This is a genomic window from Streptomyces sp. NPDC008163, assembly GCF_042956885.1.
Classification (GTDB): Bacteria; Actinomycetota; Actinomycetes; order Streptomycetales; family Streptomycetaceae; genus Streptomyces; species Streptomyces drozdowiczii_A.
Genome location: NZ_JBIBHG010000001.1, coordinates 206,949 through 231,986 on the forward strand (window position 1 = coordinate 206,949; position 25,038 = coordinate 231,986).

Here is a 25,038-nt window from a genome sequence, read left to right on the forward strand (position 1 = left end):
ACCCGTCCTTTACAGGGCCTAGACTCCCGTGCGTACAGATCGTGGACGGGGCTTCGGACGGGGCTAGGGAGCGAGGGGCGGACGTGACGGGTCTTCCCGGTGCGGCATCGACACCGGCGCGGACGGTGCTCGCGTCGTCGGACTACTTCCACAGCTACTCGGTGGTCGGACTCCTCGCCCTGGTGGGCGTCCTGTTCGTCGCCGTCGCCTTCGGCGCGGGCCGGCTGCTGCGGCCGGTGGTCCCGACGCCGGAGAAGCTGCTCACGTACGAATGCGGCGTGGACCCCGTGGGGGAGGGCTGGGCACACACCCAGGTCCGCTACTACGTGTACGCCTTCCTGTACGTGATCTTCGCCGTCGACTCGATCTTCCTCTTCCCCTGGGCGACGGTCTTCGCGGCGCCGGGCTACGGCGCGACCACGCTGGTGGAAATGTTCATCTTCCTCGGTTTCCTGGCCGTGGGACTGCTCTACGCATGGAAGAAGGGCGTCCTCGAATGGACGTGACGAGCCCGTCGTCGGCCGGGGCGGGGGACGAACCCGCCGCCGTACCCACGTTCCTCCCGGAACCGAAGCGCCTGGGCGTCCTGTCCAGGCTCGCGCCCGAACCGATGAAGGTGGTCCTCAACTGGGGCCGCCGCTACAGCCTCTGGGTCTTCAACTTCGGACTCGCCTGCTGCGCCATCGAATTCATCGCTGCCTCCATGGCGCGCCACGACTTCATCCGGCTCGGCGTCATCCCCTTCGCGCCGGGCCCGCGCCAGGCCGACCTGATGATCGTCTCCGGCACGGTGACGGACAAGATGGCCCCGGCGGTCAAGCGCCTGTACGAGCAGATGCCCGAGCCCAAGTACGTCATCTCCTTCGGCGCCTGCTCCAACTGCGGCGGCCCGTACTGGGACTCGTACTCCGTCACGAAGGGCGTCGACCAGATCATCCCCGTCGACGTCTACGTCCCCGGCTGCCCGCCCCGCCCCGAGGCGCTGCTCCAGGGCATCCTGAAGCTCCAGGAGAAGATCGCGCGCGAGTCGCTGGGGGAGCGTTACGCGGATGCGGCGGGCGCCCGTCCGTCGACGGCGGCGCTGCGCAGCGGCCTGGTGACGCCGCCTCCGGCCGCGGGGGAGGACAAGTGACCGACGCCTTCGACCGCCTCCCGGACGCGGTGACGGACGTCTTCGGCGAGGACGCCACGGCGGAACGGGCGTACGACCTGCTGACGGTCGACGTCCCGCCCGCCGCGTGGATCAGCGCCCTGGAAACGGCCCGGTCCACCCTCGGCTGCACGTACTTCGACTGGCTGAGCGCGGTGGACGAACCGGGCACCGGCTTCCGGGTGTGCGCCCATGTGGTGGCCCTGCCCGGCTCCGGGGTCCGCCGCCTCCTCCTCCGCACGACGGTGCCGCACGAGGCCCCGGCGCTGCCGACGGCGATCGGTGTGTACGCGGGGGCCGCCTGGCACGAGCGCGAGACGCACGAGATGTTCGGCGTCGTCTTCGAGGACCACCCGCACCTGGTGCCGCTCCTCCTCCCCGAGAACTTCGAGGGCCACCCCCTCCGTAAGGACTTCGTCCTGGCCGCCCGCGTCGCGAAGGCGTGGCCGGGCGCGAAGGAACCGGGCGAGTCGGACCACGGCGGGCCGAAGCGCCGCACGATGCTCCCGCCCGGCGTCCCGGACCCGAACGAGTGGGGCCCCCTGAAGGGCCAGCTGCCGCCGGCCCCGGCACGCCCGGCGCGGCGCGCCCGCACCGCGGGCGACGCGACCCCGACGGCTCCGGCGGAACCCCGCCCGCGCCGCACCCGCAGCGCGTCCCAGGGCTCGGCGAGCCAGCGGGAGGCGGGGTCGCCTCCCGCGACGGACGCACCGTGGCGCACGCCGGGTGAGAACCGCACCGACACCCCCGCCCCCGACGACGCCCGAGGCGATCGGGCCCCCGACACCCCCACCCCCGACAACGGAGGCGAGCAAGAGTGAACGACGCCCTGGACGTCGCCCTCCGCATCGTCATCGTCTTCGCCGTCTTCATGGTCCTCCCCCTCCTCGTGGGCCAGACCGAACACAAGGTCATGGCCCACATGCAGGGCCGCCTCGGCCCCATGTACGCCGGCGGCTTCCACGGCTGGGCCCAGCTCGTCGCCGACGGCGTGAAGTTCGCGCAGAAGGAGGACATCGTCCCCGCCGGCGCCGACCGCAAGGTCTTCCGCCTGGCGCCGGCCGTGGCCCTCCTCCCGTACCTGCTCGTCCTCGTCGCGATCCCGATCGGCCCGGGCGAGGGCGCGGTCGGCCAGGTCGTCGACGCGGGCATCTTCTTCGTGCTCGCCGTGATGGGCGTGGGTGTGCTGGGCTCGCTGATGGCCGGCTGGGCGTCGGCCAACAAGTTCTCCCTGCTCGGCGGCCTCCGCACCGCCGCGCAACTCCTCGCGTACGAGCTGCCGATGCTGCTCGCCGCCGCCTCGGTGGCGATGGCGGCGGGGACGGTCTCGCTGCCCGGCATCCTGGACGCGTTCGCGTGGTGGTGGCTGCCCTGGCAGATCACCGGCGCCCTGGTCTTCTTCGTGGCCGGTCTCGCCGAACTCCAGCGCCCCCCGTTCGACATGCCGGTCGCCGACTCGGAGATCATCTTCGGCGCGTACACCGAGTACACCGGCCTCCGCTTCGCGCTGTTCCTGCTCGCCGAGTACGCCGGCATCGTCGTGCTGTGCGGGCTGACCACCGTGCTGTTCCTCGGCGGCTGGCACGGCCCGCTGGGCGCCGACGGACTCGGCTGGGTGTGGACCCTGCTGAAGACCGGCATCCTCGCGTTCATCGTGATCTGGCTGCGCGTGAGCTACCCGCGCCTGCGCGAGGACCAGCTGCAGAAGCTCGCCTGGACGACCCTCATCCCCCTCGCCCTCGCGCAGATCGCGCTCACCGGCATCGTGAAGGTGGCGATCAACTAGTGCCCCCGATCCCCGGCTCAGGTCTCGCCAAGGGCCTCGCCGTCACCCTGCGGACGATGACGAAGAAGACCGTCACCGCCCAGTACCCGGACGTGCAGCCCGAGCTGCCGCCCCGTTCGCGCGGCGTCATCGCGCTGTTCGAGGAGAACTGCACGGTCTGCATGCTGTGCGCCCGCGAGTGTCCCGACTGGTGCATCTACATCGACTCCCACAAGGAGACGGTGCCCGCCGCGGCCCCGGGCGGCCGCGAACGCAGCCGCAACGTGCTCGACCGCTTCGCGATCGACTTCTCGCTCTGCATGTACTGCGGCATCTGCATCGAGGTGTGCCCGTTCGACGCGCTGTTCTGGTCGCCGGAGTTCGAGTACGCGGAGACGGACATCCTCGACCTCACCCATGAGCGCGACAAGTTGCGCGACTGGATGTGGACGGTCCCGGAACCGCCCGCACTCGACCCGAGCGCCGAGGAAGCGAAGGAACTCGCCGCGGCCCGCAAGACGGCGGACAAGCTCCGCGCCCAGCAGGAGGCGGAAGCGGCCGCCCAGCAGGCGCAGAACGGCCCGGCGCAGGGCGGCCCGGGGCAGGGCGGCCCGGGGCAGGGCGGCCCGGCGCAGGACGGCCCGACGCAGGGGGGCGACGCATGATCACCGCTCTCGCGGCCGCTCCGGCGGCTCCCGGATTCCTCTCCCCGACCGGCGTGGAGATCGTCTTCGCCCTCGTCGGTATCGTCACCCTCGGCGCGGCGGTGGTGACCGTCACGACCCGTCAGCTGGTGCACGCCGCCCTCTGGCTGATCGTGGCGCTCGGCGGCCTCGCCGTCGAGTACCTCCTGCTCACCGCGGAGTTCATCGCCTGGGTGCAGGTACTGATCTACGTGGGCTCCGTCGTCGTCCTCCTCCTGTTCGGCCTGATGCTCACCAGGGCCCCGATCGGGCGCTCCCCGGACGCCGACTCGGAAAACCGGTGGCCCGCCCTCGCGGTCGCCGTCGCCTCGGCCGGCACCCTCGTCTGGGTCGTCGTGGACGCCTTCCGCACGACGTGGATCGAACTGGACGGGCCCGCCCGGGGCTCCACCGAGGTCACCGGCGCCTTCCTCTTCCGCAACTGGGTGCTGCCCTTCGAAGCGCTCTCGGTCCTCCTGCTCGCCGCCCTGGTCGGCGCGATCGTCCTCTCCCGCAAGGGCGGCCGGGCCGACGCCACCCCGACCCGAGAGGACAAGCGCTGATGCACCTCGCCTATCCCGCGGTGCTCGCCGCCCTCCTCTTCTGCACCGGGCTGTACGGAGTCCTCGCCCGCCGCAACGCGATCCTCGTCCTGATGTCCGTCGAGCTGATGCTCAACGCCGTCAACCTCAACCTGGTCGCGTTCGACGTCTGGCTCCGCGACCGCCTGCACTCCGGCCAGGCCCTCACCCTGTTCACCATCGCCATCGCGGCGGCGGAGATCGGCATCGGCCTGGCGATCGTCCTCGCCGTCTACCGCAACCGAGGCAGCTCCGACGTCGACCGCCTCCGCGACACCGCCGAGACCGACGAGGCCGAGACCGTCCCGGCCGGCGACGACGAGGACGACGCCCCGGCGGACGCCGTACCCGCCCCCGAAGACCAGGCCACTGCTGCGGCAGGGAAGGCAAAGAAGGCGGAGGCCACCCCGTGACCACCACGACCCTCGCCGTCCTCGTCCCCCTCCTCCCGTTCCTGGGCGCGGCCGCCGGTCTGCTCATCGGCCGCACCGCACCCGCGTACGTGCGCCCGGTCGCCGTACTGCCCTCGCTGGTCTCGCTCGTCCTCGCGGCCGTGGTCGCCGCGCGGCAGGGCGGCGGCCGGGCCATCGACGCGGCGACCCAGCTCACCCCCACCGGCTCCGTCCCCATCGACCTCGCGCTGCACCTCGACGGCTTCGCCGTCCTGGTCGCCGTGCTCGTCGCCCTGGTCGCGAGCTGCGTGCAGATCTACTCGACCGCGTATCTCCGCGACGACCCCCGCTACCCCTCGTACGCGGCGCTGGTCTCCCTCTTCACCTCCGCGATGCTGCTCGTCGTCTACTCCGGCGACCTGATGGTGCTGCTGGTCGGCTGGGAGGTCATGGGCATCTGCTCGTACTTCCTGGTCGGCCACTACTGGGAGACGCCCGAGGCGCGCGCCGCGTCCCTGAAGGCGTTCCTGGTCACCAAGCTGGGCGACGTCCCCTTCCTCATCGGCCTGTTCGCGCTCGCCGCCGACACCGGCTCCTTCCGCATCACCCGCATCCTGGGCGCCGTCGCCCACGGCGGCCTCGATCACCCCACCCTCATCGCGCTCCTCCTCCTGGCCGGGGTCGCGGGCAAGTCCGCGCAGTTCCCCCTGCACACCTGGCTGCCCGACGCCATGGCCGGCCCGACCCCCGTCTCGGCGCTGATCCACGCGGCGACGATGGTCGCCGCCGGCATCTACTTCGTCGCCCGCCTCCTCCCCGTCTTCGCGTCCTCCGGCGCGGCCCTGGTCGTCCTCGCCGTGATGGCGGCCGTCACGATGATCGGGTCCGGGCTCGCCGCGCTCGCCCAGGACGACATCAAGCGCGTCCTCGCCTACTCGACCATCGGGCAGCTCGGCTACATGTCGGGCGCCCTGGCCGTCGGCGACCGGGGGGCCGCCGTCTTCCACCTCGTCTCGCACGGTGCCTTCAAGGCGGTCCTCTTCCTCGCGGCCGGCGTCGTCATCCACGCCGCCGGCACCAACTCACTGGCCGCCATGTCCCGGATGAGCGGCCTCGCCCGCCGCATCCCGGACGCCTACTGGACGATGACCATCGCGCTGCTCGCGCTCGCCGCCATCCCCCCGTTCGCCGGCTTCTTCTCCAAGGAAGCCGTCCTCGTCGCCGCCGAGCACACCGCGCTCGGCGACCGGCACGTCGCCCCGGCCGCCGCCGGCTGGACGGTCCTCGTCGCCGGGCTGCTGGCCGCCGTGCTCACCGCCGCCTACGCCACCCGGCTCTGGCTCCTCGCCTTCCGGGGCCGGGGCGCCGAGGCCCCCGACCACGGCAGGCAGCCCGCCGCCATGACCGCCGTCCTGTGGGTCCTGGCCGTCCCGACCATCGCCCTCGGGCTGAGCGTCGGCGTCATCGGCGACTGGTTCGACGGCCACCGCCTCGTCCCCTCGCTGACCACCGCCGTCCTGTCCACCGGCGTCGGCCTCGTCGGCGGCCTGGTCACCTACGGGGCCTGGCGCCACACCACCGCGCTCGCCGCCCGTGTCCCCATGGGCTCGGTCGTCGCCCACCCGGACGCCGAACCGGCCCTCGTGGAGATCGAGGCCATCGAGGCCCGCACCGCCGCCTACGGCCCGGCCGGGGACGCCCCCGACCCCGCCGACCCCGGACGCCTGCTGCTCGGCCCCCTCCACCGCCACGCGGCCACCGGCTTCCACCTCGACGCCCTGTACGCGGCGCTGTTCGTCCGCCCCGTCCAGGCCGCGGCACGCCTCGTCCGCTTCCTGGACCGCGAGGTCGTCGAGACCTACGTACGCGGCTCCGCCACCGGCGCACGCTGGCTCGGCACGGCGGTCCGCCGCGCCCAGACCGGCAATGTGCAGACCTACCTCAGCGCACTGCTGGCCGGTTCCCTGGTCCTGGCGGTCGCCGCCGTCGTCTACGCCAACGTCAACGCGGGGTCCTGAGCCGTGATCGATATCAGCGCATCCGTGATGCAGTTCCTTCTGGCGTTCGTCGTCGTCGGCCCGCTCATCGGGGCCGTCGCCGCCCTCTTCCCCGCCCCGCCCGGGCTGAAGGGCCGCAGCCCCGACCAGGCCGTGCTCCGCCACGGCGTGACCGTCACCGGGGTCATCCTCCTGGCGACCCTGGTGCTGGCCGCCGGCTTCGACCACGACCACCCGTCGAAGATGCAGGCCACCACCGACATCAGCTGGATCCCGGCGCTGGACGTACGCATCCACCTCGGCATCGACGGCATCTCGCTCCCCCTGCTCGTCCTGACCGCGCTGCTGACCTTCCTCTGCGCGCTCTACAGCTACTTCAAGCTGCCCGAAGGCCCCTCCCCGAAGGCGTTCGTCGCGCTGGTCCTCCTCCTGGAGTCCGGCACCCTCGCCACCTTCGCCGTCCTCGACCTGCTCCTGTTCTTCCTGGCGTTCGAGATGGTGCTCATCCCGATGTACTTCCTGATCGCCCGATGGGGCGGTGCGGGGAGGCAGGCGGCCGCCTGGAAATTCATCCTCTACACACTGCTCGGCTCGGTCGTCATGCTGCTGGGCCTGCTCCTCATCGGACTGAAGAGCGGCACCTTCGACATGGTGGCACTCGCCACTGACAACGGCCGCGGGCTCACCTCGTCCGTGCAGGTCACCGCCGTTCTGGCGATCGGGATCGGGCTGGCCGTGAAGACCCCGATGTGGCCGCTGCACAGCTGGCTGCCCGACGCCCACACCGCCGCCCCGACCGTCGGCTCCGTGCTCCTCGCGGGCGTCCTGCTGAAGATGGGCACGTACGGCTTCGTCCGCATCCTGCTCCCGGTCGCCCCCGACGGGATGCACACCTTCGCCCCGTACCTCGCGGCCTTCGCCGTCGCCGGGATCGTCTACGGATCGCTCGCCTGCCTGGCCCTCGCCCGGCCCGGCGCCAAGGGCGACCTGAAGCGGCTCATCGCGTACTCCTCCGTCGGGCACATGGGCTTCGTGCTCCTCGGCATCGCGAGCATGACCCCCACCGGCGTCAACGGCGCGCTCTTCGCCAACATCGCCCACGGGCTCATCACCGGCCTGCTGTTCTTCCTGGTCGGCGCCGTCAAGGACCGTTACGGCACCGCCGACCTGGACACCCTCGCCGGGGCCACCGGCGCCGCCCTCTACGGCCGCGCGCCCCGCCTCGGCGGCCTCCTCGCCTTCGCCGCGGTCGCCTCGCTCGGGCTGCCGGGACTCGCCGGGTTCTGGGGCGAGATGCTCGCCCTGTTCGGCGCGTTCGACCCGGCCGAGGGGCTGAGCCGGCCCGCGTTCCTGACGTTCATGTCGATCGCCGCGTTCGGCACCCTGCTCACCGCCGCGTACCTGCTGATCGTGGTCCGCCGCGTCTGCATGGGCGCCCAGCGCGACGAACCGCAGCTGATCGCCGACGTCCAGCGCTACGAATTCGCCGCCTGGACCCCCCTCGCGGCCCTCACCGTCCTCGCCGGCCTGTGGCCCGCCGTCCTCCTCGGCCTCACCGACCCGGCCGTGCAGAAGCTCCTCGCAGGAGGCAAGTCGTGACCACAGCGGCCGAGAGCGCCACCAGCCTCGTCCAGTCCGTCGACTGGCTCGCCATCGCGCCCCCGCTCACCGCCGCGGCCGTCGCCCTCGTCGTCCTGGTCGCCGACCTCTTCGTCGCCGAGGCCCGCAAACCACTCCTCGGCTACGGGGCCGTCGCCGGGCTCGTCGCCTCGCTCGCCCTGATCATCCCGCTCCACGAAGGCGACCGCTCCACCTTCTGCCTCACCACCGGCAGCCACGCGTGCAGCTACACCGCCGACCACTTCACGCTGGTCATCCAGGCCCTCGTGCTCGGCGGCGCGCTGCTCACCGCGCTGCTCTCGATCGGCGACACCCGCAAGCTGCCGGCCGGCGAGTTCTGGTTCCTGCTGCTCTCGTCCGCGGCCGGCGCCGCGCTGCTGCCCGCGTCCCGGGACCTCGCCACGTTGGTCATCGCCCTCGAAGTGGCCTCGCTGCCCGCGTTCGCCCTCGTCGGCATCAAGCGCGGCGACCGGCGCTCCTCCGAGGCCGCGCTGAAGTTCTTCCTGTCCTCCGTGACCGCCACCGCCGTGATGCTCCTCGGCGTCAGCTTCGTGTACGCGGCCACCGGCACGCTCCACCTCACGGACCTGACCGGCCGGCTCGGCCACGTCGACCCCCGGTTCTCCACCCTCGCCGGGGCGGGCGTCGCGCTGACCCTGGTCGGCTTCGCCTTCAAGACGGCCGCCGCGCCCTTCCACTTCTGGGTGCCCGACACCTATGTCGGCGCCCCGCTGCCCATCGCCGCCTACCTCTCGGTCGTCGGCAAGGCGGTCGGCTTCACCGGCCTCATCCTCGTCACCGTGATCGCCTTCCCGGCCTACGCGGACGTGTGGGGCCCCGCCCTCGCGGTCCTGGCCGCGCTCACGATGACGGTCGGCAACGTCGCCGCGCTGCGCCAGAGCGCTTCCCGCGCGCGCAGCGCCGTACGCCTGCTCGCCTGGTCCTCCGTCGCCCAGGCCGGGTACCTGCTCGTCCCGATCGCCGCCGCCGCGTACGCGGGGGAGCGCAGGATCGGCTCCACCGTCGCGTACGCCCTGATGTACGCCGTCGTGAACCTCGGCGCGTTCGCGGTGGCCGCCCTGGTCGCCCGTACCCGCCCCGGCAACCGGCTGGACGACTACCGGGGCCTGTACGCCACCCGGCCCCTGGCCGCCCTCGCGCTGGCGTTCTTCCTGCTCTGCCTGGCCGGGCTGCCGCCGGGCATCATCGGGCTCTTCGCCAAGGTCACGGTGTTCTCCGCCGCCGTCGACGCGGGCCTGGGCTGGCTCGCCGTCGTGATGGCCGTCAACGTCGTCGTCGCCCTCTATTACTACCTGCAGTGGACGGCCGCCCTGTTCCGCGCGCCCGTGGACGGGGAAGAGTCCGCGCCCGCCCTACGGCACCGTGTTCCGGCGCCCCTGACCGCGGCGATCGTCCTCACCGCGGCCGCCGGAGTCGTCCTGTCGGGCGCCCCGCAGACCGTCCTGCGCTTCGCTTCCGTCAATCTCTTCTGATCTCGTTCGCCTGTTCGAAAGGTGACAAGATCGGTTTGCCCCCGGCCGCCCGCACAGGGCAAGGTCGGTGCCTTGGAACGCGTACGACGTTCACCTCACCACAAGGAGCCAGAGCAGTGCTGAGCGGGTTCAAGGACTTCATCCTGCGCGGGAACGTCATCTCCATGGCGGTCGGTCTCGCCGTCGGAGCCGCGTTCACCGCGGTCGTCACCGGGTTCAGCAACGCCTTCATCGTGCCGCTCATCGGCGTCTTCACCCGCGGCACCGGCGACTTCAGCAAGGCGCACTTCGACGTCGACGGCGTGGACTTCCCGTACGGCCTGTTCCTCAGCGCCGCGATCGCCTTCGTCATCACCGCCGCGGTCCTCTACTTCTGCGTCGTCATGCCGATGGCCAAGGTCCAGGACCGCTTCACCGCCAAGAAGGCCGACGAGCCCGTCGACATCAAGGCCGCCCTGCGCGACTGCCCCCGCTGCTACACCGCGATCCCGGCCATCGCCTCCCGCTGCGCCCACTGCACCAGCGAGGTCGAGCCCGACCCCGAGGCCCTGGAGCTCGCCAAGCTCCCCGCCCAGCGCTGAGCGCACCCCGCACCTCCACCCGGACGGCCCAGAGCCCGGACCCCACGCGTACAGCGGGGCCGGCCTGGGCCGTCGGGCCGTCCGCAGCAGGGAACTCGCTCCCGCCGCCTGGCGTTGACCGGTAAGGGAGGCTCCACTGAGCGGTGGGGCCCCACCCGCCAAGGGCTCCCCTGCTGCACGATTTGGAGGGCGTACCGTGCACCGCCGGCACAACGGGCTGAGAACCGCCGTACTCCTCGGGGGCCTGTCCGCACTCATCATCGTCATCGGCAGCTTCTTCGGCCGTACGGGGCTGCTCGTCGCCCTCCTGGTGGCGATCGGCACCAACGCGTACGCGTACTGGAACAGCGACAAGCTGGCGCTGCGGGCCATGCGCGCCCGCCCCGTGAGCGAATTCGAGGCGCCCCAGCTCTACCGCATGGTCCGCGAGCTCTCCACGTCGGCGCGCCAGCCCATGCCCCGGCTCTACATCTCCCCGACCCAGGCCCCCAACGCCTTCGCGACCGGCCGCAATCCGCGCAACGCCGCGGTCTGCTGCACCGAGGGCATCCTGAGCCTCCTGGACGAGCGCGAGCTGCGGGGCGTCCTCGGCCACGAGCTGAGCCACGTCTACAACCGGGACATCCTCATCTCGTCGGTCGCCGGAGCGCTCGCCTCCGTCGTGATGTTCCTGGTCAACTTCGCCTGGCTGATACCGGTCGGCCGGTCCAACGACGACGAGGGCCCGGGCCTCCTCGGCATGCTGCTGATCATGATCCTGGGCCCGCTCGCCGCGTCCGTCATCCAGCTGGCCGTCAGCCGCTCCCGGGAGTACGAGGCGGACGCCTCGGGCGCCCGGCTCACCGGCGACCCGCTGGCCCTCGCCAGTGCCCTGCGCAAGCTGGAGGCAGGGACGCAGCAACTCCCGCTGCCCCCGGAGCCGAAGATCGAGACCGCGAGCCACATGATGATCGCCAACCCCTTCCGCGCGGGGCAGGGGATGTCCAAGATGTTCTCGACCCACCCGCCGATGGCGGAGCGCATCGCCCGACTCGAGCAGATGGCAGGCCCTCGCCCGTGAAAACCATTCTGAACGTCATTTGGCTGGTCCTCTGCGGATTCTGGATGTTCCTCGGCTATCTGCTCGCGGGAGTCCTGCTCTGCATCACGATCATCGGCATCCCCTTCGGCCTGGCCGCCTTCCGGATCGGCGTCTACGCCCTGTGGCCCTTCGGGCACCGGGTGGTCGACCGCCGGGACGCCGGTGGAGCGTCCTGCGTGGGCAACGTGCTGTGGCTGGTCCTCGCCGGCTGGTGGCTGGCGCTCGGTCACATCACCACGGGCATCGCGCTGTGCCTCACGATCATCGGAATCCCCCTGGGCATCGCCAACTTCAAGCTGATCCCGGTGTCCTTGATGCCGTTCGGCAAGGAGATCGTCGACACCGACGAGCAGTTCGCCGGCTGGTAAGCCCCCCGGCCCGCAGACCGCCGCACGCAACCGCCCGCCCGTCCCGGGCGTCTTGGATTCCAGGACAGAGGGACGGGTAGGTTCGCACGCATGACCATTATCGGCTGGATCATTCTCGGGCTCGTCGCGGGCGTCATCGCCAAGATCCTGCTGCCGGGGCGCGACCCCGGTGGCCTGATCGGCACCACGCTCATAGGAATCGTCGGCGCGTTCCTCGGTGGCTGGATATCGTCGCGCTTCCTGGACCGCGAGATCACCAAGGACTTCTTCGACCCGGCGACCTGGGTCGCGGCCATCGGCGGCTCCCTGGTCCTGCTGATCGCCTACCGCCTGCTCTTCGGCAACTCCCGCGAACGACGCTGACGTCAGACAGGCCCCAACCCTGTTTCACGCAACGTCACATTGAGCCGGCCGCCGCTCATCCCCGTACCGGGAGGGGCGGTGCCGGGCCGGACCGCCGGCACACCGTGATACGCCCGGCGCGACGGCCCGCCGAACACGAACAGATCCCCGGACGCCAGCTCCACGTCCGTCCACGGCCTGCCCCGGCTCTCCGTGTTGCCGAACCGGAAGACACACGTGTCCCCGATGCTGAGCGACACGACGGGCGCCTCCGACCGCTCCTCGTTGTCCCGGTGCATGCCCATCCGGGCCGTTCCGTCGTAGAAGTTGACCAGCGCGGCATCCGGCGCGTACGCCTCCGGACCGCCGCCCGGCCCGTACGCCTCCGCCACCGCCGCCCGCCCCAACTCCGCGAGCCAGCCGGGGAACGGGGCAACCTGGGCGCCGTTCACATCGTCGGCGGTACGCGCATAGCGGTACGGCTGCCAGTGCCACCCGAGGCACACCGTCCGCACCGACATGACCCCGCCGCCCGGCAACGCCGTGTGCCGCAGCGGGACGGGCCCCCGCGCCCACTGCCGGCACGCCACCACCAGCTCCCGCTGGCGCTCGGGCGACAGCCAGTCGGGCACATGCACGGCCCCCGGCGCGATGACCGCGCGCGACCTGGGGAAGAGCCCGTCCATCAGCGGCCGCCCGTCAACGCCCCGCCAGGGCCCCTTCGAGCCCCAGCAGCCGTTCCTTGCGCTCCAGCCCGCCCGCGTACCCGCGCAGCGCGCCGTCCGCACCGATCACCCGGTGACACGGCCGCACGACGAGCAGCGGATTGCGCCCGATCGCCGTGCCCACGGCCCGCACTCCGGCCCCGCTCGCGCCGACGCGCGCGGCGATCTGCCCGTACGAGACCGTCTCGCCGTACGGGACGGCGTCCAGCGCGTCCCAGACCCGCCGCTGGAACTCGGTGCCCCGCCCCTGCGCGTACACCAGGTCGAAGCGCGTCCTGCGCCCCTCGAAGTACTCCCGCAACTGGGCGGCGACCCCCGCGAACGCCTCCGGCGCGCACACCCAGCCGTCCTGGACGACGGTGCCGCCCTTCTGACCGGGCACGGAGAGCGAGACGAGCGCGATGCCCGCCGCTCCCGGGGCCTCTTCCCCGACCAGCAGCAGCTCACCCAGCGGGCTGTCGACCGTCGCGTACATGGTCATGACCGGTCCCTCTCCTCGTCCGTACGACGGGCCGGAACGCCGGCCGCCACGGACCAGTCTGCTGCGCCCGAACCGCCGGAACCGGCGGTATTCGGACATGCAGTCCGGGCACGGAACGGAACCTTCCGCACCCGGACCACCCCGCTCTAGCGGTAGTTCGCGAACTGCACGTCGAAGTCGAAGTCCTGGGCCTTCAGCAGGGCCTGCACGGCCTGCAGGTCGTCCCGGCTCTTCGAGGTGACCCGCAGCTCCTCGCCCTGGACCTGGGCCTTGACGCCCTTGGGGCCCTCGTCGCGGATGATCTTCGCGACCTTCTTGGCGTTCTCCTGGGAGATGCCCTCCTGGATCGAGGCGAACAGCTTGTACTCCTTGCCGGACAGCTGCGGCTCACCGGCGTCCAGCGACTTCAGCGAGATCCCGCGCTTGATCAGCTTGGACTGGAAGATGTCGAGGATGGCCTTGACCCGCTCCTCGCCGTTCGCCTGCATCAGGATCTTCTCGCCGGACCACGCGATCGACGCGTCCGTGCCCTTGAAGTCGTAACGGGTGGAGATCTCCTTGGCGGCCTGGTTGAGGGCGTTGTCGACCTCCTGCCGCTCGACCTTCGAGACGATGTCGAAACTGGAGTCGGCCATGACGTGTGGCTCCTTGGATCGGGGGTGCTGGAAAGTGCGTACCTGGCGCAGCGGCCGCGTAAAGCCTAGCCACCCGAGACCGCACGGGCCTCCGAACAAACCGGTGGCGTAGCACCCTCGGTCATCAGGTATTGTTTACGTCGTTGCCAGAGAGCACCGCGGGAAACCGGGACTCGACGGCGGCATCCCTTGGCGGTGTGCCCGAGTGGCCAAAGGGAGCAGACTGTAAATCTGCCGGCTCAGCCTACCCAGGTTCGAACCCTGGCGCCGCCACAAGCAAGGCCCCCGTTCCTCGAACGGGGGCCTTCTTCGTTGTCGCGGTCAGTTGCCCGCGATGTCCTTCACCGCGACCGTCAACGGCACGTTGCCCGAGATCAGTTCCAGGGTCAGGCCCGCCGTGGCCGGGGTGTCCAGGAGTTCGAGCAGGGCCGCCGCCACGTCGTCGCGGGGGACGGGGCCCCGGCCCGTGGAGGCGGCGAGGAGGACCTGGCCGGTGCCGGCGTCGTTGGTGAGCATCCCGGGGCGCAGGATCGTCCAGTCCAGGGCCGGGCGGGAGCGCACGTCCGCGTCCGCCTCGCCCTTGGCCCGCAGATACGCGTCGAACACCTCGTCCCCGGCGTGGTCCGGGTCCGCGCCCATGGACGAGACCACGACGTAACGCCGCACCCCCGCCCGCTCCGCCGCGTCCGCGAAGAGCACGGCCGCGCCCCGGTCCACCGTGTCCTTGCGGGCCGTACCGCTGTTGGGGCCCGCACCGGCCGCGAAGACCGCCGCGTCGGCTCCCCGCAGCACCTCGGCGACCTCGTCGACCGTGGCCGATTCCAGATCCAGCACCACGGGCTCGGCGCCCACCGCCCTGAGGTCGTCGCTCTGTCCGGGGTTGCGGATGATGCCGGCCGCCTCATCCCCGCGCGCGGCGAGCAAGCGCTCCAGCCGCAGCGCGATCTGACCATGTCCACCTGCGATGACAATGCGCATACAACCGACGGTACGCCGGAGCGCGCCGCGACGCTCACGGCCCGCCGGTGGATTCAGGCCGTCCCTGGCGGGGAAGACCGGGCCCGCCGCCGGCCTCCGAATCGCAGTACTCGCGCACCGCGCTGGTCCGGGCCACCACCCGCCCCCGGTGCACCACGATCCGGCTGTACGCCAGCGACAGCGCCCCGGCCAGCCCCTCTCCGCGTACGGCGAGCAACTCGGCCGGGAAGCCCGCCTCGACGCGGACCTCGGGAAGCCCCATCACGTGCCGGGCCTCGGCGGACACCGCCGCGTAGGCGTGCTCGGGGCGCAGGCCGCCCTGCGAGGACAGCAGGAACGCCGCCTCCAGCGGGTCGCCGCGCCCCACGGGGTTGGCCGGATCGCGCAGCGCCCCGCTGCCCGCCGCGACCCGCACCCCGGCCTCGCGCAGCAGCCTCACCGGGGCGGCGCCCCGGTGCTCCGTACCGCAGCAGCCGCCCTGGGGGAGGCAGGTGACGCCCACCCCGGCCGCCGCCAGCTGTCCGGCGGCCCGGGCGGCGACATCGGCGGGGAGGCGGGCGAGACCGGCACAGGGGCCGATGGTGACCTCCTGGCGCAGGCCGCCCGCCAGGGCGGCGAACCGGGCGAGCCGGGCGGGATCGTCGCCGTCCGTGTGCAGGTCCACGGGGCAGCCGTGCTCGGCGGCGACTTCGAGCACGGCCTCCGCGTAGCCCGCCGGGTCCGGGTCGAGGTCGGGGCGGCCGCCGACCGCCCCGGCGCCCATCTTCACCGCGTCGCGGAGCATCGCGAGGTTGCCCGCCCCGGCGACGCCGGTGAGCAGCCGGGGGACGGCGACCGGGGTCAGCTCGGCCAGGCCGCGCAGCGAGCGCCGGGCCTGGAGGACGGCTTCGAGCGCCGCCAGGCCCCGGGGGCCGCCGATCCGTACGTGCGAGCGCAGCGCCGTCGCGCCGTGGCCGAGCTGGAGCAGCGCGGCCTCCGTGGCGCGCCGCTGGACGTCCTCGGGCCGCTCGGACGCGGGGCCGGTGCCGTCCGCGGTGAGGGCGGTGTCGCTGTGGGCGTGCGGCTCGGCGGGCGCGGGGAGCAGGAGGTGGCCGCGCAGGTCGACGCGGGCGCCGGGGGCGGCGGTGAGGCTGCCCGCGGTACCGACGGCCTCGATGCGGCCGCCGCGGACCCGTACGTCCACGACGCGGCCGTCGGTGAGGCGGGCGCCGCAGAGCGTCAGGGCCGAGGTCTCCGGGCCGCCGGTGGCGTCGGCCGCGTGGTCGTCGGGCCGCTGCGGCTGGCTGTCGGGCATCGTGCTCCTGGAAAGGGGTCAAGATCACGCAGAGTGAGTAGAGCCTAGGGGCGGGCGCGGTCCGGTCGGAGGAGGAGCGCAATAGTCGTACCGGTGCGGCCTTGCTGATCAGCGGTGTGAGGGCGCCCGAAGCGGGGTACGGGACCAGGTCGGCCGGGCGCCGCGAAACGGATTTGGGCGATCGGCGACCGAGCGTGTAATGTCTTCATCGCTCGCCCCAATAGCTCAGTCGGTAGAGCGTCTCCATGGTAAGGAGAAGGTCTGCGGTTCGATTCCGCATTGGGGCTCTGGTGATCGGAAACCCCGCTTCGGCGGGGGGACCAGTCATCAAAGCGGTGTAGCTCAGTCGGTAGAGCAAGCGGCTCATAATCGCTGTGTCACCGGTTCAAGTCCGGTCACCGCTACTAAAAGTAGCCGATTGTGGGGTCGGTCCTTCGATCGGCTACTCTTTTCTGCGTTCATCCGTCCATCGTCCGTCCAAGGAGCACTCACGTGGCTGCCACCGACGTCCGCCCGAAGATCACGCTGGCCTGCGTGGAGTGCAAGGAGCGGAACTACATCACCAAGAAGAACCGGCGTAACAACCCGGACCGTCTTGAGATGAAGAAGCACTGCCCGCGCTGCAACTCGCACACCGCGCACCGCGAAACGCGCTGAATCAGGCTCGTACACGAGGCCGTCCCCTTCGGGGGGCGGCCTCGCGTCGTTGTGCGGCGGGTTTGGCGTTGAATGGTGCCGGACGCCGCCACAGGCCGGCCCAGACGTTCTTTCATCAGGAGGTTGCGAGTTCATGGCGCTCGACCAGTCCTTCGTGGGACGGACCTATCCGCCCACCGCGCCGTACGAGGTCGGACGGGAGAAGATCCGCGAGTTCGCCGAGGCCGTGGGCGACGCCCACCCCGCGTACACCGACCCCGAGGCCGCCGAGGCCCTCGGCCACGCCGATGTGATCGCGCCGCCGACCTTTGTGTTCTCGATCACCTTCAAGGCCGCCGGCCAGGTCATCGAGGACCCCCAGCTGGGCCTGGACTACAGCCGGGTCGTGCACGGCGACCAGAAGTTCGTCTATGTCCGCCCCGTGCGCGCCGGTGACCGGCTGTCGGTCGTCTCGACCATCGAGGCCGTGAAGTCGATGGCGGGCAACGACATCCTGGACGTCCGTGGCGATGTCCACGACGAGTCCGGTGAGCTGGTCGTGACGGCCTGGACGAAGCTGGTGGCGCGCGCCGCCGAGGAGGCGTGATGACGGCGAAGGTGAGTTACGAGTCCGTCGAGGTCGGCACGGAGCTGCCGGCGCGGTCCTTCCCGGTCACCCGGGCGACGCTCGTGCAGTACGCGGGCGCCTCGGGCGACTTCAACCCGATCCACTGGAACGAGCGCTTCGCGCGCGAGGTCGGGCTGCCCGATGTGATCGCGCACGGCATGTTCACCATGGCCGAGGCGATCCGCGTGGTCACGGACTGGACCGGCGACCCCGGCGCGGTGGTCGAGTACGGGGTGCGCTTCACCAAGCCCGTCGTGGTCCCGGACGACGACAAGGGCGCGCAGATCGAGGTCAGCGGCAAGGTGGGCGCGCTGCTGGACGACCGGCGGGTGCGCGTGGACCTGACGGTCATGAGCGACGGCAAGAAGGTCCTGGGCATGTCCCGGGCCGTGGTGCAGCTCGCCTAGGGGCGACAGGCGACGCGACGCGTTGTAAGGGGCACGGTCCATGGGGCCGTGCCCCTTACGCGTACCGTCGCCCGAGACTCCGCCCGACAGGCCGCTTGACTTAGTTAGTGATTGAGTACTAACTTATGGGCATGGCAAGGATGAGTGCAGATGAGCGACGCGAGAGCGTCATCCGGGCGGCGATCACCGAGTTCGCCCGCGGCGGGTACAGCGCGACCTCCACCGCGGTGATCGCCCAGCGGGTGGGTGTCTCGCAGCCGTACCTCTTCCGTCTCTTCCCCAACAAGGAAGCGATGTTCCTCGCGGCGGCCGAGCGCTGCCTCGAAGAGACCCGGCGGGTCTTCGCCGAGGCGGCCGACGGGCTGGCCGGTGAAGAGGCGCTGCACGCCATGGCCAGTGCCTACCAGCAGCTGATCGCCGACGACCCCGAGAAGCTGCTCATGCAGATGCAGATGTACGCGGCCGTCGCCGCCGCCGAAGCCTCGGGGGACCACGGGTTCGGCGAATCGGTGCGGGCCGGCTGGCTGGAGCTCTTCGACTCCGTCAACCTCGCGCTCGGCGCCGAGGTCGACGAGACCACCCAGTTCCTCGCGTACGGCATGCTCGCCAACACGCTGACCTCGCTCGGCTTCCCGGCGGGACACCGGATCTGGTCCGGTTTCTACGCCTCCGCCCAGCCGGTCTCCTGAACGTGTCCCACCCCGGGTTCTGCCCGGTTTTCTGCCCGGAAAAGTTAGTCATCAATAACTAACCCTCAGGGGGAGCAGTGAACCAGCAAGCGAAGGGCCGCGCGGGAGCGGCCTGGGCCCTCGTCATCACCAGCGTCGCCGGCTTCATGGCGGCCCTCGACAACCTCGTCGTCACCACCGCCCTGCCGTCCATCCGCGAGAGCCTCGGCGGAGAGATGGAGGAGCTGGAGTGGACGGTCAACGCCTACACGCTCACCTTCGCCGTCCTGCTGATGTTCGGCGCCGCCCTCGGTGACCGCTTCGGCCGCCGCCGGCTCTTCCTCACCGGCCTCACCGTCTTCACCGGCGCCTCCGCGGCGGCCGCCCTCTCGCCCGGCATCAACGAACTCATCGCCTTCCGCGCCGTCCAGGGCGTCGGCGCCGCGATCATGATGCCGCTCACGCTCACCCTGCTCACGGCCGCCGTGGAACCCGCCCGGAGGGGCATGGCGCTCGGCATCTTCAGCGCCGCGACCGGCCTCGCCGTGGCCAGTGGACCCCTGATCGGCGGCAGCCTCACCGAGCACATCTCCTGGCAGTGGATCTTCTGGCTCAACGTCCCGATCGGCCTGCTCCTGCTGCCGCTCGCCCGCTTCCGCCTCGCGGAGTCGTACGCCCCCGGCGCCCGGCTCGACATCCCCGGCACCCTCCTCGTCAGCGGCGGCCTCTTCGGCATCGTCTACGGCCTCGTCAACGCCAACGCCGACGGCTGGACCAGCCCGGCCGTCCTGACCTCCCTCATCGCCGGCATCGCGCTCATCGGCGCCTTCGTCCGCCACGGCTTCCGGGGCCGCAAGCCGATGCTTCCCATGCGGCTCTTCCGGGACCGCGGCTTCTTCGGGATCAACATCGCCAGCCTGCTGATGTACCTCGGGATGTTCGGCGCGATCTTCCTGCTCAGCCAGTACTTCCAGGGCGTCCTCGGCTACTCGCCGACCGAGGCCGGACTGCGGATGCTGCCCTGGACCGGGATGCCGATGCTCGTCGCCCCCATCGCCGGGATCCTCTCCGACCGCTTCGGCGGCCGCCCGGTGGTCGTGACCGGGCTCGCCCTCCAGGCGGTCGGCCTCGCCCTCTTCGCCCTGGTCATCGCCCCGGACGCGTCCTACGTCTCGCAGCTGCCCGGCCTGATCATCGGCGGCATCGGAATGGCCCTGTACTTCGCACCGGCCGCCAGCCTGGTGATGTCCAGCGTCCGCCCCGGTGACCAGGGCATCGCGTCCGGAGCCAACAACGCCCTCCGCGAGGTCGGCGGCGCCCTCGGGGTCGCGGTGCTCACCACCGTCTTCGCCTCGCAGGGCGGCCTGGAGTCCGCGCAGTCCTTCACCGACGGCACCGTGCCCGCCGTCTGGATCGGCTCCGGGGTCGTCGCCCTGGCCGCGCTCGTCGCCCTGATGATCCCCGGCCGCCGCGCCGCCGGTGAGCAGCAGGCCGCCGTCGGGACGGCCGAGACCCCGGCCGACGCGGAGGAGCCGGTCTCCGTACCCGCCTGACGCACCCCGCACACGCCACGCGGTCCGTGGCCCCGCCCAGACGGCGGGGCCACGGACCGTACCCTTGTCCCCGTGCAGGAACTCCACGACGCCCCCCTCGCCCCCCTGACCACCTTCCGGCTCGGCGGCCCCGCCACCCGGCTCCTCACGGCCACCACGGACACCGAGGTGATCGACGCCGTGCGCGAGGCCGACGACAGCGGCACCCCGCTCCTGATCATCGGCGGCGGCAGCAACCTGGTCATCGGCGACAAGGGCTTCGAGGGCACCGCCCTGCGGATCGCCACCAAGGGCTTCGTCCTCGACGGCGGCTTCCTGGAACTGGCCGCCGGGGAGGTCTGGACCGACGCCGTCACCCGCACCGTGGAGGCGGGCCTCGCGGGGCTCGAATGCCTGGCGGGCATCCCCGGCTCGGCGGGTGCGACGCCCATCCAGAACGTCGGGGCGTACGGACAGGAGGTGTCCGCCACCATCACGGAGGTCGTCGCCTACGACCGGCGCACCCGGGAAACGGTCGTCCTGCCCAACTCCGAGTGCGCGTTCTCCTACCGGCACAGCCGCTTCAAGGCCGAACCCGACCGGTACGTGGTGCTGCGCGTCCGCTTCGGCCTGGAGGAGGCCGACGGGCTCTCGGCGCCCCTGAAGTACCCGGAGACCGCGCGGGCCATGGGCGTCCAGGAGGGGGAGCGCGTTCCCGCCGCCGAGGCCCGTGAAACAGTGCTCCGGCTGCGCGCGGGCAAGGGCATGGTCCTCGACCCCGAGGACCACGACACCTGGTCGGCCGGGTCCTTCTTCACCAACCCGATTCTGGAACAGGCCGAGTTCGACGCGTTCCTGGCCCGGGTCGCCGAACGGCTCGGGCCCGACGTGACGCCGCCCGCCTTCCCCGCCGGTGAGGGGCGCACCAAGACCTCCGCCGCCTGGCTCATCGACCGGGCCGGTTTCACCAAGGGCTACGGCACCGGACCCGCCCGCATCTCCACCAAGCACACGCTCGCCCTCACCAACCGGGGCGCGGCGACCACGGAGGACCTGCTCACCCTGGCGCGCGAGGTCGTGGCCGGGGTGCACGCGGCCTTCGGCGTCACGCTGGTCAACGAGCCGGTGACGGTGGGCGTCAGCCTGTAGAGCGCCCGGGCCCCGTGTCCCGGGCGCTCCGGCCCCGGGCCTCAGTACGCGACGCCCACGCCCTGCTTCACCGTCGCCGGGTCGCCGGTCAGCGCCAGCATCGCGTGGGCCACGTCGGCCCGGGAGATGGACCGGCCGCTGCGCGGGTTGCCGCCGACGACCGTGCGGTAGGTGCCCGTCAGGGGCCCGTTCGTCAGCTTCGGCGGACGCACCGACGTCCAGTCCGTCGCCGAGGCCGCCAGCGCCCCCTCCATCGCGGTGAGATCCGCGTACACCTCCTTGAGGACCGCGCCGATCATCGACAGCATCATCCGGTCGAGCAGCGGCTCGTCGGCGGGCGTGGGGGCGACCGGGGCGGCGCTGACCACCAGCAGCCGCCGGGTGCCCTCCGCCTCCATGGCCGCCAGTACCGAGCGGGTCAGCCGCTCGGCGATCCCGTCGGCCTTCCGGCCTCTGGACCCGAGGCCGGAGAGGACCGCCTCCCGTCCCGCCACCGCCTCCCGCAGCGCCTCCGGGTCGTCCAGCCGGGCGGCGGTGTGCACCGTGACGTCCGAGAGCGGGACCGCGAGCCGGGCGGGGTCGCGGACCACCGCCGTCACCTCGTGCCCCGCCGCCACTGCCTGGCGGACGATCTCCTGCCCGATACCGCCGGTCGCACCAAAAACCGTGAGCTTCATGGCACACCCCTTCGAGGTGGGTAAGTGTTCACTCACCTCTAGAGTGGGTGGGTAATCACTCACCCGTCAAGCCTTATCGGAGTAGTCATGGAGCAGAAGCCGGCCCGCGTCCGCCTTGTCGACGCCGCCCACGAGCTCATGCTCACCAAGGGCCTGGCCCGCACCACCACCAAGGAGATCGCCAAGGCCGCCGGCTGCTCGGAGGCCGCGCTCTACAAGAACTTCCTCAGCAAGGAGGAGCTGTTCGTGGTGGTCCTCAAGGAACGGCTGCCCAAGATCGATCTGCGCGACCTCATCGCCGACCCGGGCGCGGGGGAGCGGTCGGTCGAGGAGAACCTCACCGACATCGCCCGCCAGGCCGCCCTGTTCTACGAGCAGAGCTTCCCGATCGCCGCCTCCCTGTACGCCGAACCGCGGCTCAAGGAGCGCCACGACGCGGCCATGCGCGAGCTCGGCACCGGCCCCCACCTGCCCATCCGCGGCGTCGACACCTATTTGCGGGCCGAACAGACCGCCGGCCGCCTCCGCCCCGACGCCGACACCTACGCGGCCGCCGCCCTGCTCCTCGGTGCCTGCGCCCAGCGCGCCTTCGCCTACGACGCCACGGACGACGGCGAACCGCCCCAGCCGCTGGACGACTTCGCGGCGTCCCTCGCCCGCACCCTGCTCAACGGCCTCGCGGGCTGAGGCTCAGGCCGCGGGATCCGCCAGCCACGCGTCGACCCCCGCCAGCAGCTCCGCCCGCACCGGCTCCGGTGCCGTCGAACCACGCACCGACTGGCGGGCCAGCTCGGCCAGTTCCTCGTCGGTGAACGCGTGATGACGGCGCACCAGGTCGTACTGCGCGGCCAGCCGGGAGCCGAAGAGCAGCGGGTCGTCCGCGCCCAGGGCCATCGGCACCCCGGCGTCGAACAGAGTGCGCAGGGGGACATCGGCGGGCTTCTCGTAGACGCCGAGCGCCACATTGGACGCCGGGCACACCTCGCAGGTCACCCCCGCCTCCGCGAGCCGCCGCAGCAGCCGGGGGTCCTCGGCGGCGCGCACCCCGTGCCCCACCCGGGCCGCGTCGAGGTCGTCCAGGCAGTCCCGGACGCTGGACGGGCCCGACAGCTCGCCGCCGTGCGGGGCGGCCAGCAGGCCGCCCTCCCGGGCGATGGCGAAGGCCCGGTCGAAGTCACGGGCCATGCCGCGCCGTTCGTCGTTGGAGAGCCCGAAGCCGACGACGCCCCGGTCCGCGTACCGCACGGCGAGGCGCGCGAGGGTCCGGGCGTCCAGCGGGTGCTTCATCCGGTTCGCCGCGATGACCACCCGGATCGGCAGCCCGGTCTCGCGCGAGGCGGCGTCCACCGCGTCCAGGATGATCTCGATCGCCGGGATCAGACCGCCGAGCAGAGGCGCGTACGAGGTGGGGTCGACCTGGATCTCCAGCCAGCGGGAGCCGTCCGCCACGTCCTCCTGGGCGGCCTCGCGCACCAGGCGCTGGATGTCCTCGGGGGCCCGCAGGCAGGACCGGGCGATGTCGTACAGCCGCTGGAAGCGGAACCAGCCCCGTTCGTCCGTGGCGCGCAGCTTGGGCGGCTCGCCGCCGGTCAGGGCCTCGGGCAGCCGCACCCCGTACTTGTCGGCGAGCTCCAGCAGCGTCGTGGGCCGCATCGACCCGGTGAAGTGCAGGTGCAGGTGGGCCTTGGGCAGCAGCCGTACATCACGTTCCATTGCAAGATCCTGCCGCACGGAGGGGCGGTGCGGTAGCCGCTTTCTCCATCGAGTGCCCCCTCGAACGCGAAAGCGACCCCCGATTCCGGCATCGGGGGCCGCTTCTACGGGAAGGGAGCGATGCTTACGCCTTCGCCTCGCCCAGCAGCTTCTGGAGCCGCGAGACGCCCTCGACCAGGTCGTCGTCGCCCAGCGCGTACGACAGGCGCAGGTAGCCCGGCGTGCCGAACGCCTCGCCCGGGACGACCGCCACCTCGGCCTCGTCCAGGATCAGCGCGGCCAGCTCCACCGAGGTCTGGGGGCGCTTGCCGCGGATCTCCTTGCCGAGCAGCTCCTTGACCGAGGGGTACGCGTAGAACGCGCCCTCGGGCTCCGGGCAGAACACGCCGTCGATGTCGTTGAGCATCCGCACGATGGTGCGGCGGCGCCGGTCGAAGGCGGTGCGCATCTCGGCGACCGCGTCCAGGTCCCCGGAGACGGCGGCGAGCGCGGCGGCCTGCGAGACGTTGGCGACGTTGGACGTGGCGTGCGACTGGAGGTTGGTCGCGGCCTTCACGACGTCCTTGGGGCCGATGATCCACCCGACCCGCCAGCCGGTCATCGCGTACGTCTTGGCGACGCCGTTGACCACGATGCACTTGTCGCGCAGCTCCGGCACGGCCGCCGGCATCGAGGTGAACTTCGCGTCCCCGTAGACCAGGTGCTCGTAGATCTCGTCGGTCATCACCCACAGGCCGTGCTCGACGGCCCAGCGGCCGATGGCCTCGGTGTCGGACTCGCTGTAGACCGCGCCGGTCGGGTTCGACGGGGAGACGAACAGGACGACCTTCGTACGCTCGGTACGGGCCGCCTCCAGCTGCTCCACGGACACCCGGTAACCGGTGGTCTCGTCGGCCACGACCTCCACCGGGACGCCGCCGGCCAGCCGGATCGACTCGGGGTAGGTGGTCCAGTACGGGGCCGGGACGATGACCTCGTCGCCCGGGTCGAGGATCGCGGCGAACGCCTCGTAGATCGCCTGCTTGCCGCCGTTGGTCACCAGGATCTGGGAGGTGTCGACCTCGTAACCGGAGTCGCGCAGCGTCTTCTCCGCGATGGCGGCCTTGAGCTCGGGGAGCCCGCCCGCGGGGGTGTAGCGGTGGTACTTCGGGGTGCGGCACGCCTCGACGGCGGCGTCCACGATGTAGCCGGGGGTCGGGAAGTCGGGCTCACCGGCGCCGAACCCGATCACCGGGCGGCCGGCGGCCTTGAGGGCCTTGGCCTTGGCGTCGACGGCGAGGGTTGCGGACTCGGAGATGGCACCGATGCGGGCGGAGACCCGGCGCTCGGACGGAGAAGTAGCAGCGCTCATGGCCCCCATGCTCGCAGACCGTTTTCCGCGTCGGCACGGGGGTTTCAGGGACCGGACAGCACTCGGACAGCATGCGGACAGGAAGCGACCAGGAGCGATCAGCAGCTTTCT

The 25,038-nt window shown here is 71.8% G+C and carries 29 protein-coding genes and 3 tRNA genes; 24 read left to right on the top strand and 8 right to left on the bottom strand.

What is annotated here, in order from left to right; genetic code table 11:
* The first annotated feature begins 83 nt into the window (after positions 1 to 83).
* The 14 genes from ACFZAT_RS00990 to ACFZAT_RS01055 all read left to right on the top strand — a co-directional run bounded on the left by ACFZAT_RS00990 (position 84) and on the right by ACFZAT_RS01055 (position 12,074).
* A complete protein-coding gene (locus ACFZAT_RS00990) occupies positions 84 to 506 on the top strand; it encodes an NADH-quinone oxidoreductase subunit A (RefSeq protein ID WP_376455720.1) in 423 nt (140 codons plus the stop codon).
* Positions 497 to 1,132, top strand: coding sequence for an NADH-quinone oxidoreductase subunit NuoB (locus tag ACFZAT_RS00995; RefSeq protein ID WP_391258311.1), 636 nt, complete (start codon positions 497 to 499; stop codon positions 1,130 to 1,132). The genes ACFZAT_RS00990 and ACFZAT_RS00995 overlap by 10 nt, the downstream gene beginning before the upstream one ends.
* Entirely contained in the window at positions 1,129 to 1,971 is an 843-nt protein-coding gene (locus tag ACFZAT_RS01000) for an NADH-quinone oxidoreductase subunit C (protein WP_391258314.1), read from the top strand. Before ACFZAT_RS00995 ends, ACFZAT_RS01000 begins: the two co-directional genes overlap by 4 nt.
* A complete protein-coding gene (locus tag ACFZAT_RS01005) occupies positions 1,968 to 2,936 on the top strand; it encodes an NADH-quinone oxidoreductase subunit H (RefSeq protein ID WP_391258316.1) in 969 nt (322 codons plus the stop codon). The genes ACFZAT_RS01000 and ACFZAT_RS01005 overlap by 4 nt, the downstream gene beginning before the upstream one ends.
* Positions 2,936 to 3,580, top strand: a complete 645-nt coding sequence (locus tag ACFZAT_RS01010; RefSeq protein ID WP_391258319.1) for a 4Fe-4S binding protein — start codon at positions 2,936 to 2,938, stop codon at positions 3,578 to 3,580. The genes ACFZAT_RS01005 and ACFZAT_RS01010 overlap by 1 nt, the downstream gene beginning before the upstream one ends.
* The gene (locus tag ACFZAT_RS01015) at positions 3,577 to 4,161 is read left to right on the top strand and encodes an NADH-quinone oxidoreductase subunit J (protein ID WP_391258321.1); all 585 of its coding nucleotides are present in this window, start codon (positions 3,577 to 3,579) and stop codon (positions 4,159 to 4,161) included. The genes ACFZAT_RS01010 and ACFZAT_RS01015 overlap by 4 nt, the downstream gene beginning before the upstream one ends.
* Complete coding sequence (gene nuoK, locus ACFZAT_RS01020) at positions 4,161 to 4,592, top strand: NADH-quinone oxidoreductase subunit NuoK (protein ID WP_391258324.1); 432 nt, start codon at positions 4,161 to 4,163, stop codon at positions 4,590 to 4,592. Before ACFZAT_RS01015 ends, nuoK begins: the two co-directional genes overlap by 1 nt.
* A complete protein-coding gene (locus tag ACFZAT_RS01025; RefSeq protein WP_391258327.1) occupies positions 4,589 to 6,589 on the top strand; it encodes an NADH-quinone oxidoreductase subunit L in 2,001 nt (666 codons plus the stop codon). Before nuoK ends, ACFZAT_RS01025 begins: the two co-directional genes overlap by 4 nt.
* A 27-nt stretch (positions 6,590 to 6,616) precedes the next feature.
* Positions 6,617 to 8,167 carry an NADH-quinone oxidoreductase subunit M gene (locus tag ACFZAT_RS01030; RefSeq protein ID WP_391260146.1) on the top strand — a complete coding sequence of 517 codons (1,551 nt, stop codon included), beginning with the start codon at positions 6,617 to 6,619 and terminating at the stop codon, positions 8,165 to 8,167.
* Positions 8,164 to 9,681 (top strand): proton-conducting transporter membrane subunit, encoded by a 1,518-nt coding sequence (locus tag ACFZAT_RS01035; protein ID WP_391258330.1) that lies wholly within the window; start codon positions 8,164 to 8,166, stop codon positions 9,679 to 9,681. The genes ACFZAT_RS01030 and ACFZAT_RS01035 overlap by 4 nt, the downstream gene beginning before the upstream one ends.
* A gap of 116 nt (positions 9,682 to 9,797) precedes the next feature.
* Complete coding sequence (locus ACFZAT_RS01040; protein WP_391258332.1) at positions 9,798 to 10,262, top strand: MscL family protein; 465 nt, start codon at positions 9,798 to 9,800, stop codon at positions 10,260 to 10,262.
* A 196-nt stretch (positions 10,263 to 10,458) separates the two neighbouring features.
* Complete coding sequence (gene htpX, locus ACFZAT_RS01045) at positions 10,459 to 11,322, top strand: zinc metalloprotease HtpX (protein WP_391258335.1); 864 nt, start codon at positions 10,459 to 10,461, stop codon at positions 11,320 to 11,322.
* Positions 11,319 to 11,711 carry a YccF domain-containing protein gene (locus ACFZAT_RS01050; protein WP_391258338.1) on the top strand — a complete coding sequence of 131 codons (393 nt, stop codon included), beginning with the start codon at positions 11,319 to 11,321 and terminating at the stop codon, positions 11,709 to 11,711. The genes htpX and ACFZAT_RS01050 overlap by 4 nt, the downstream gene beginning before the upstream one ends.
* A gap of 90 nt (positions 11,712 to 11,801) precedes the next feature.
* Positions 11,802 to 12,074: a GlsB/YeaQ/YmgE family stress response membrane protein gene (locus tag ACFZAT_RS01055; protein ID WP_391258341.1), complete on the top strand. Its 273-nt coding sequence runs from the start codon at positions 11,802 to 11,804 to the stop codon at positions 12,072 to 12,074.
* A 2-nt stretch (positions 12,075 to 12,076) separates the two neighbouring features.
* Here the strand turns inward: ACFZAT_RS01055 and ACFZAT_RS01060 are convergent, their stop codons facing one another.
* The 3 genes from ACFZAT_RS01060 to ACFZAT_RS01070 form a co-directional block, all read right to left on the bottom strand.
* Entirely contained in the window at positions 12,077 to 12,739 is a 663-nt protein-coding gene (locus ACFZAT_RS01060) for an alpha-ketoglutarate-dependent dioxygenase AlkB (protein ID WP_391258344.1), read from the bottom strand.
* Positions 12,740 to 12,752: 13 nt separating this feature from the next.
* Positions 12,753 to 13,259 carry a methylated-DNA--[protein]-cysteine S-methyltransferase gene (locus ACFZAT_RS01065; protein ID WP_391258346.1) on the bottom strand — a complete coding sequence of 169 codons (507 nt, stop codon included), beginning with the start codon at positions 13,257 to 13,259 and terminating at the stop codon, positions 12,753 to 12,755.
* 146 nt (positions 13,260 to 13,405) lie between these two features.
* The gene (locus ACFZAT_RS01070) at positions 13,406 to 13,894 is read right to left on the bottom strand and encodes a YajQ family cyclic di-GMP-binding protein (protein ID WP_018519335.1); all 489 of its coding nucleotides are present in this window, start codon (positions 13,892 to 13,894) and stop codon (positions 13,406 to 13,408) included.
* A 191-nt stretch (positions 13,895 to 14,085) separates the two neighbouring features.
* On the opposite strand from ACFZAT_RS01070, the gene ACFZAT_RS01075 reads away from it, so the two are divergent.
* Positions 14,086 to 14,167 (top strand) — tRNA-Tyr (locus tag ACFZAT_RS01075).
* A gap of 48 nt (positions 14,168 to 14,215) precedes the next feature.
* Here the strand turns inward: ACFZAT_RS01075 and ACFZAT_RS01080 are convergent.
* Positions 14,216 to 14,872, bottom strand: a complete 657-nt coding sequence (locus ACFZAT_RS01080; RefSeq protein ID WP_391258349.1) for an NAD(P)H-binding protein — start codon at positions 14,870 to 14,872, stop codon at positions 14,216 to 14,218.
* A gap of 34 nt (positions 14,873 to 14,906) precedes the next feature.
* Positions 14,907 to 16,166 carry an amidohydrolase family protein gene (locus ACFZAT_RS01085; RefSeq protein WP_391258352.1) on the bottom strand — a complete coding sequence of 420 codons (1,260 nt, stop codon included), beginning with the start codon at positions 16,164 to 16,166 and terminating at the stop codon, positions 14,907 to 14,909.
* A gap of 214 nt (positions 16,167 to 16,380) precedes the next feature.
* Here ACFZAT_RS01085 and ACFZAT_RS01090 point away from each other — a divergent pair.
* From ACFZAT_RS01090 to ACFZAT_RS01125, 8 genes are all read left to right on the top strand, one after another.
* Positions 16,381 to 16,453 (top strand) — tRNA-Thr (locus ACFZAT_RS01090).
* Positions 16,454 to 16,497: 44 nt separating this feature from the next.
* Positions 16,498 to 16,570, top strand: a tRNA-Met gene (locus ACFZAT_RS01095).
* A gap of 88 nt (positions 16,571 to 16,658) precedes the next feature.
* Complete coding sequence (rpmG, locus tag ACFZAT_RS01100; RefSeq protein WP_003956487.1) at positions 16,659 to 16,823, top strand: 50S ribosomal protein L33; 165 nt, start codon at positions 16,659 to 16,661, stop codon at positions 16,821 to 16,823.
* 133 nt (positions 16,824 to 16,956) lie between these two features.
* Positions 16,957 to 17,409: a MaoC family dehydratase N-terminal domain-containing protein gene (locus ACFZAT_RS01105; RefSeq protein WP_391258353.1), complete on the top strand. Its 453-nt coding sequence runs from the start codon at positions 16,957 to 16,959 to the stop codon at positions 17,407 to 17,409.
* Positions 17,409 to 17,837 carry a MaoC family dehydratase gene (locus ACFZAT_RS01110; protein ID WP_018101271.1) on the top strand — a complete coding sequence of 143 codons (429 nt, stop codon included), beginning with the start codon at positions 17,409 to 17,411 and terminating at the stop codon, positions 17,835 to 17,837. Before ACFZAT_RS01105 ends, ACFZAT_RS01110 begins: the two co-directional genes overlap by 1 nt.
* A gap of 140 nt (positions 17,838 to 17,977) precedes the next feature.
* Positions 17,978 to 18,526, top strand: a complete 549-nt coding sequence (locus tag ACFZAT_RS01115; RefSeq protein WP_391260149.1) for a TetR family transcriptional regulator — start codon at positions 17,978 to 17,980, stop codon at positions 18,524 to 18,526.
* Between the two features lie 77 nt (positions 18,527 to 18,603).
* Positions 18,604 to 20,058 (top strand): DHA2 family efflux MFS transporter permease subunit, encoded by a 1,455-nt coding sequence (locus tag ACFZAT_RS01120; protein ID WP_391258356.1) that lies wholly within the window; start codon positions 18,604 to 18,606, stop codon positions 20,056 to 20,058.
* 72 nt (positions 20,059 to 20,130) lie between these two features.
* Positions 20,131 to 21,186, top strand: coding sequence for a UDP-N-acetylmuramate dehydrogenase (locus ACFZAT_RS01125; protein ID WP_391258358.1), 1,056 nt, complete (start codon positions 20,131 to 20,133; stop codon positions 21,184 to 21,186).
* Positions 21,187 to 21,227: 41 nt separating this feature from the next.
* Here ACFZAT_RS01125 and ACFZAT_RS01130 read toward each other — a convergent pair whose 3' ends face one another.
* Positions 21,228 to 21,863, bottom strand: a complete 636-nt coding sequence (locus ACFZAT_RS01130; protein ID WP_391258360.1) for an NAD(P)H-binding protein — start codon at positions 21,861 to 21,863, stop codon at positions 21,228 to 21,230.
* Positions 21,864 to 21,950: 87 nt separating this feature from the next.
* Between ACFZAT_RS01130 and ACFZAT_RS01135 the strand changes: the two genes are divergently transcribed.
* On the top strand, positions 21,951 to 22,550 hold the full coding sequence (locus tag ACFZAT_RS01135; protein ID WP_391258363.1) for a TetR family transcriptional regulator: 600 nt from the start codon (positions 21,951 to 21,953) through the stop codon (positions 22,548 to 22,550).
* Between the two features lie 3 nt (positions 22,551 to 22,553).
* On the opposite strand, the gene ACFZAT_RS01140 is transcribed toward ACFZAT_RS01135, so the two are convergent.
* Positions 22,554 to 23,576: an adenosine deaminase gene (locus ACFZAT_RS01140; RefSeq protein WP_391258365.1), complete on the bottom strand. Its 1,023-nt coding sequence runs from the start codon at positions 23,574 to 23,576 to the stop codon at positions 22,554 to 22,556.
* 124 nt (positions 23,577 to 23,700) lie between these two features.
* Entirely contained in the window at positions 23,701 to 24,927 is a 1,227-nt protein-coding gene (locus ACFZAT_RS01145) for an aminotransferase class I/II-fold pyridoxal phosphate-dependent enzyme (protein ID WP_391258367.1), read from the bottom strand.
* Positions 24,928 to 25,038: the final 111 nt, after the last annotated feature.

Excerpts from the sequence above, each read along its gene's own strand:
- ACFZAT_RS00995 (WP_391258311.1), top strand. The coding sequence starts at position 497 with ATGGACGTGACGAGCCCGTCGTCGGCCGGGGCGGGGGACGAACCCGCC.
- ACFZAT_RS01015 (WP_391258321.1), top strand. The coding sequence starts at position 3,577 with ATGATCACCGCTCTCGCGGCCGCTCCGGCGGCTCCCGGATTCCTCTCC.
- nuoK (WP_391258324.1), top strand. The coding sequence starts at position 4,161 with ATGCACCTCGCCTATCCCGCGGTGCTCGCCGCCCTCCTCTTCTGCACC.
- ACFZAT_RS01030 (WP_391260146.1), top strand. The coding sequence starts at position 6,617 with ATGCAGTTCCTTCTGGCGTTCGTCGTCGTCGGCCCGCTCATCGGGGCC.
- ACFZAT_RS01055 (WP_391258341.1), top strand. The coding sequence starts at position 11,802 with ATGACCATTATCGGCTGGATCATTCTCGGGCTCGTCGCGGGCGTCATC.
- ACFZAT_RS01060 (WP_391258344.1), bottom strand. The coding sequence starts at position 12,739 with ATGGACGGGCTCTTCCCCAGGTCGCGCGCGGTCATCGCGCCGGGGGCC.
- ACFZAT_RS01065 (WP_391258346.1), bottom strand. The coding sequence starts at position 13,259 with ATGACCATGTACGCGACGGTCGACAGCCCGCTGGGTGAGCTGCTGCTG.
- ACFZAT_RS01070 (WP_018519335.1), bottom strand. The coding sequence starts at position 13,894 with ATGGCCGACTCCAGTTTCGACATCGTCTCGAAGGTCGAGCGGCAGGAG.
- ACFZAT_RS01080 (WP_391258349.1), bottom strand. The coding sequence starts at position 14,872 with ATGCGCATTGTCATCGCAGGTGGACATGGTCAGATCGCGCTGCGGCTG.
- ACFZAT_RS01085 (WP_391258352.1), bottom strand. The coding sequence starts at position 16,166 with ATGCCCGACAGCCAGCCGCAGCGGCCCGACGACCACGCGGCCGACGCC.
- ACFZAT_RS01105 (WP_391258353.1), top strand. The coding sequence starts at position 16,957 with ATGGCGCTCGACCAGTCCTTCGTGGGACGGACCTATCCGCCCACCGCG.
- ACFZAT_RS01110 (WP_018101271.1), top strand. The coding sequence starts at position 17,409 with ATGACGGCGAAGGTGAGTTACGAGTCCGTCGAGGTCGGCACGGAGCTG.
- ACFZAT_RS01115 (WP_391260149.1), top strand. The coding sequence starts at position 17,978 with ATGAGTGCAGATGAGCGACGCGAGAGCGTCATCCGGGCGGCGATCACC.
- ACFZAT_RS01130 (WP_391258360.1), bottom strand. The coding sequence starts at position 21,863 with ATGAAGCTCACGGTTTTTGGTGCGACCGGCGGTATCGGGCAGGAGATC.
- ACFZAT_RS01135 (WP_391258363.1), top strand. The coding sequence starts at position 21,951 with ATGGAGCAGAAGCCGGCCCGCGTCCGCCTTGTCGACGCCGCCCACGAG.
- ACFZAT_RS01140 (WP_391258365.1), bottom strand. The coding sequence starts at position 23,576 with ATGGAACGTGATGTACGGCTGCTGCCCAAGGCCCACCTGCACCTGCAC.
- ACFZAT_RS01145 (WP_391258367.1), bottom strand. The coding sequence starts at position 24,927 with ATGAGCGCTGCTACTTCTCCGTCCGAGCGCCGGGTCTCCGCCCGCATC.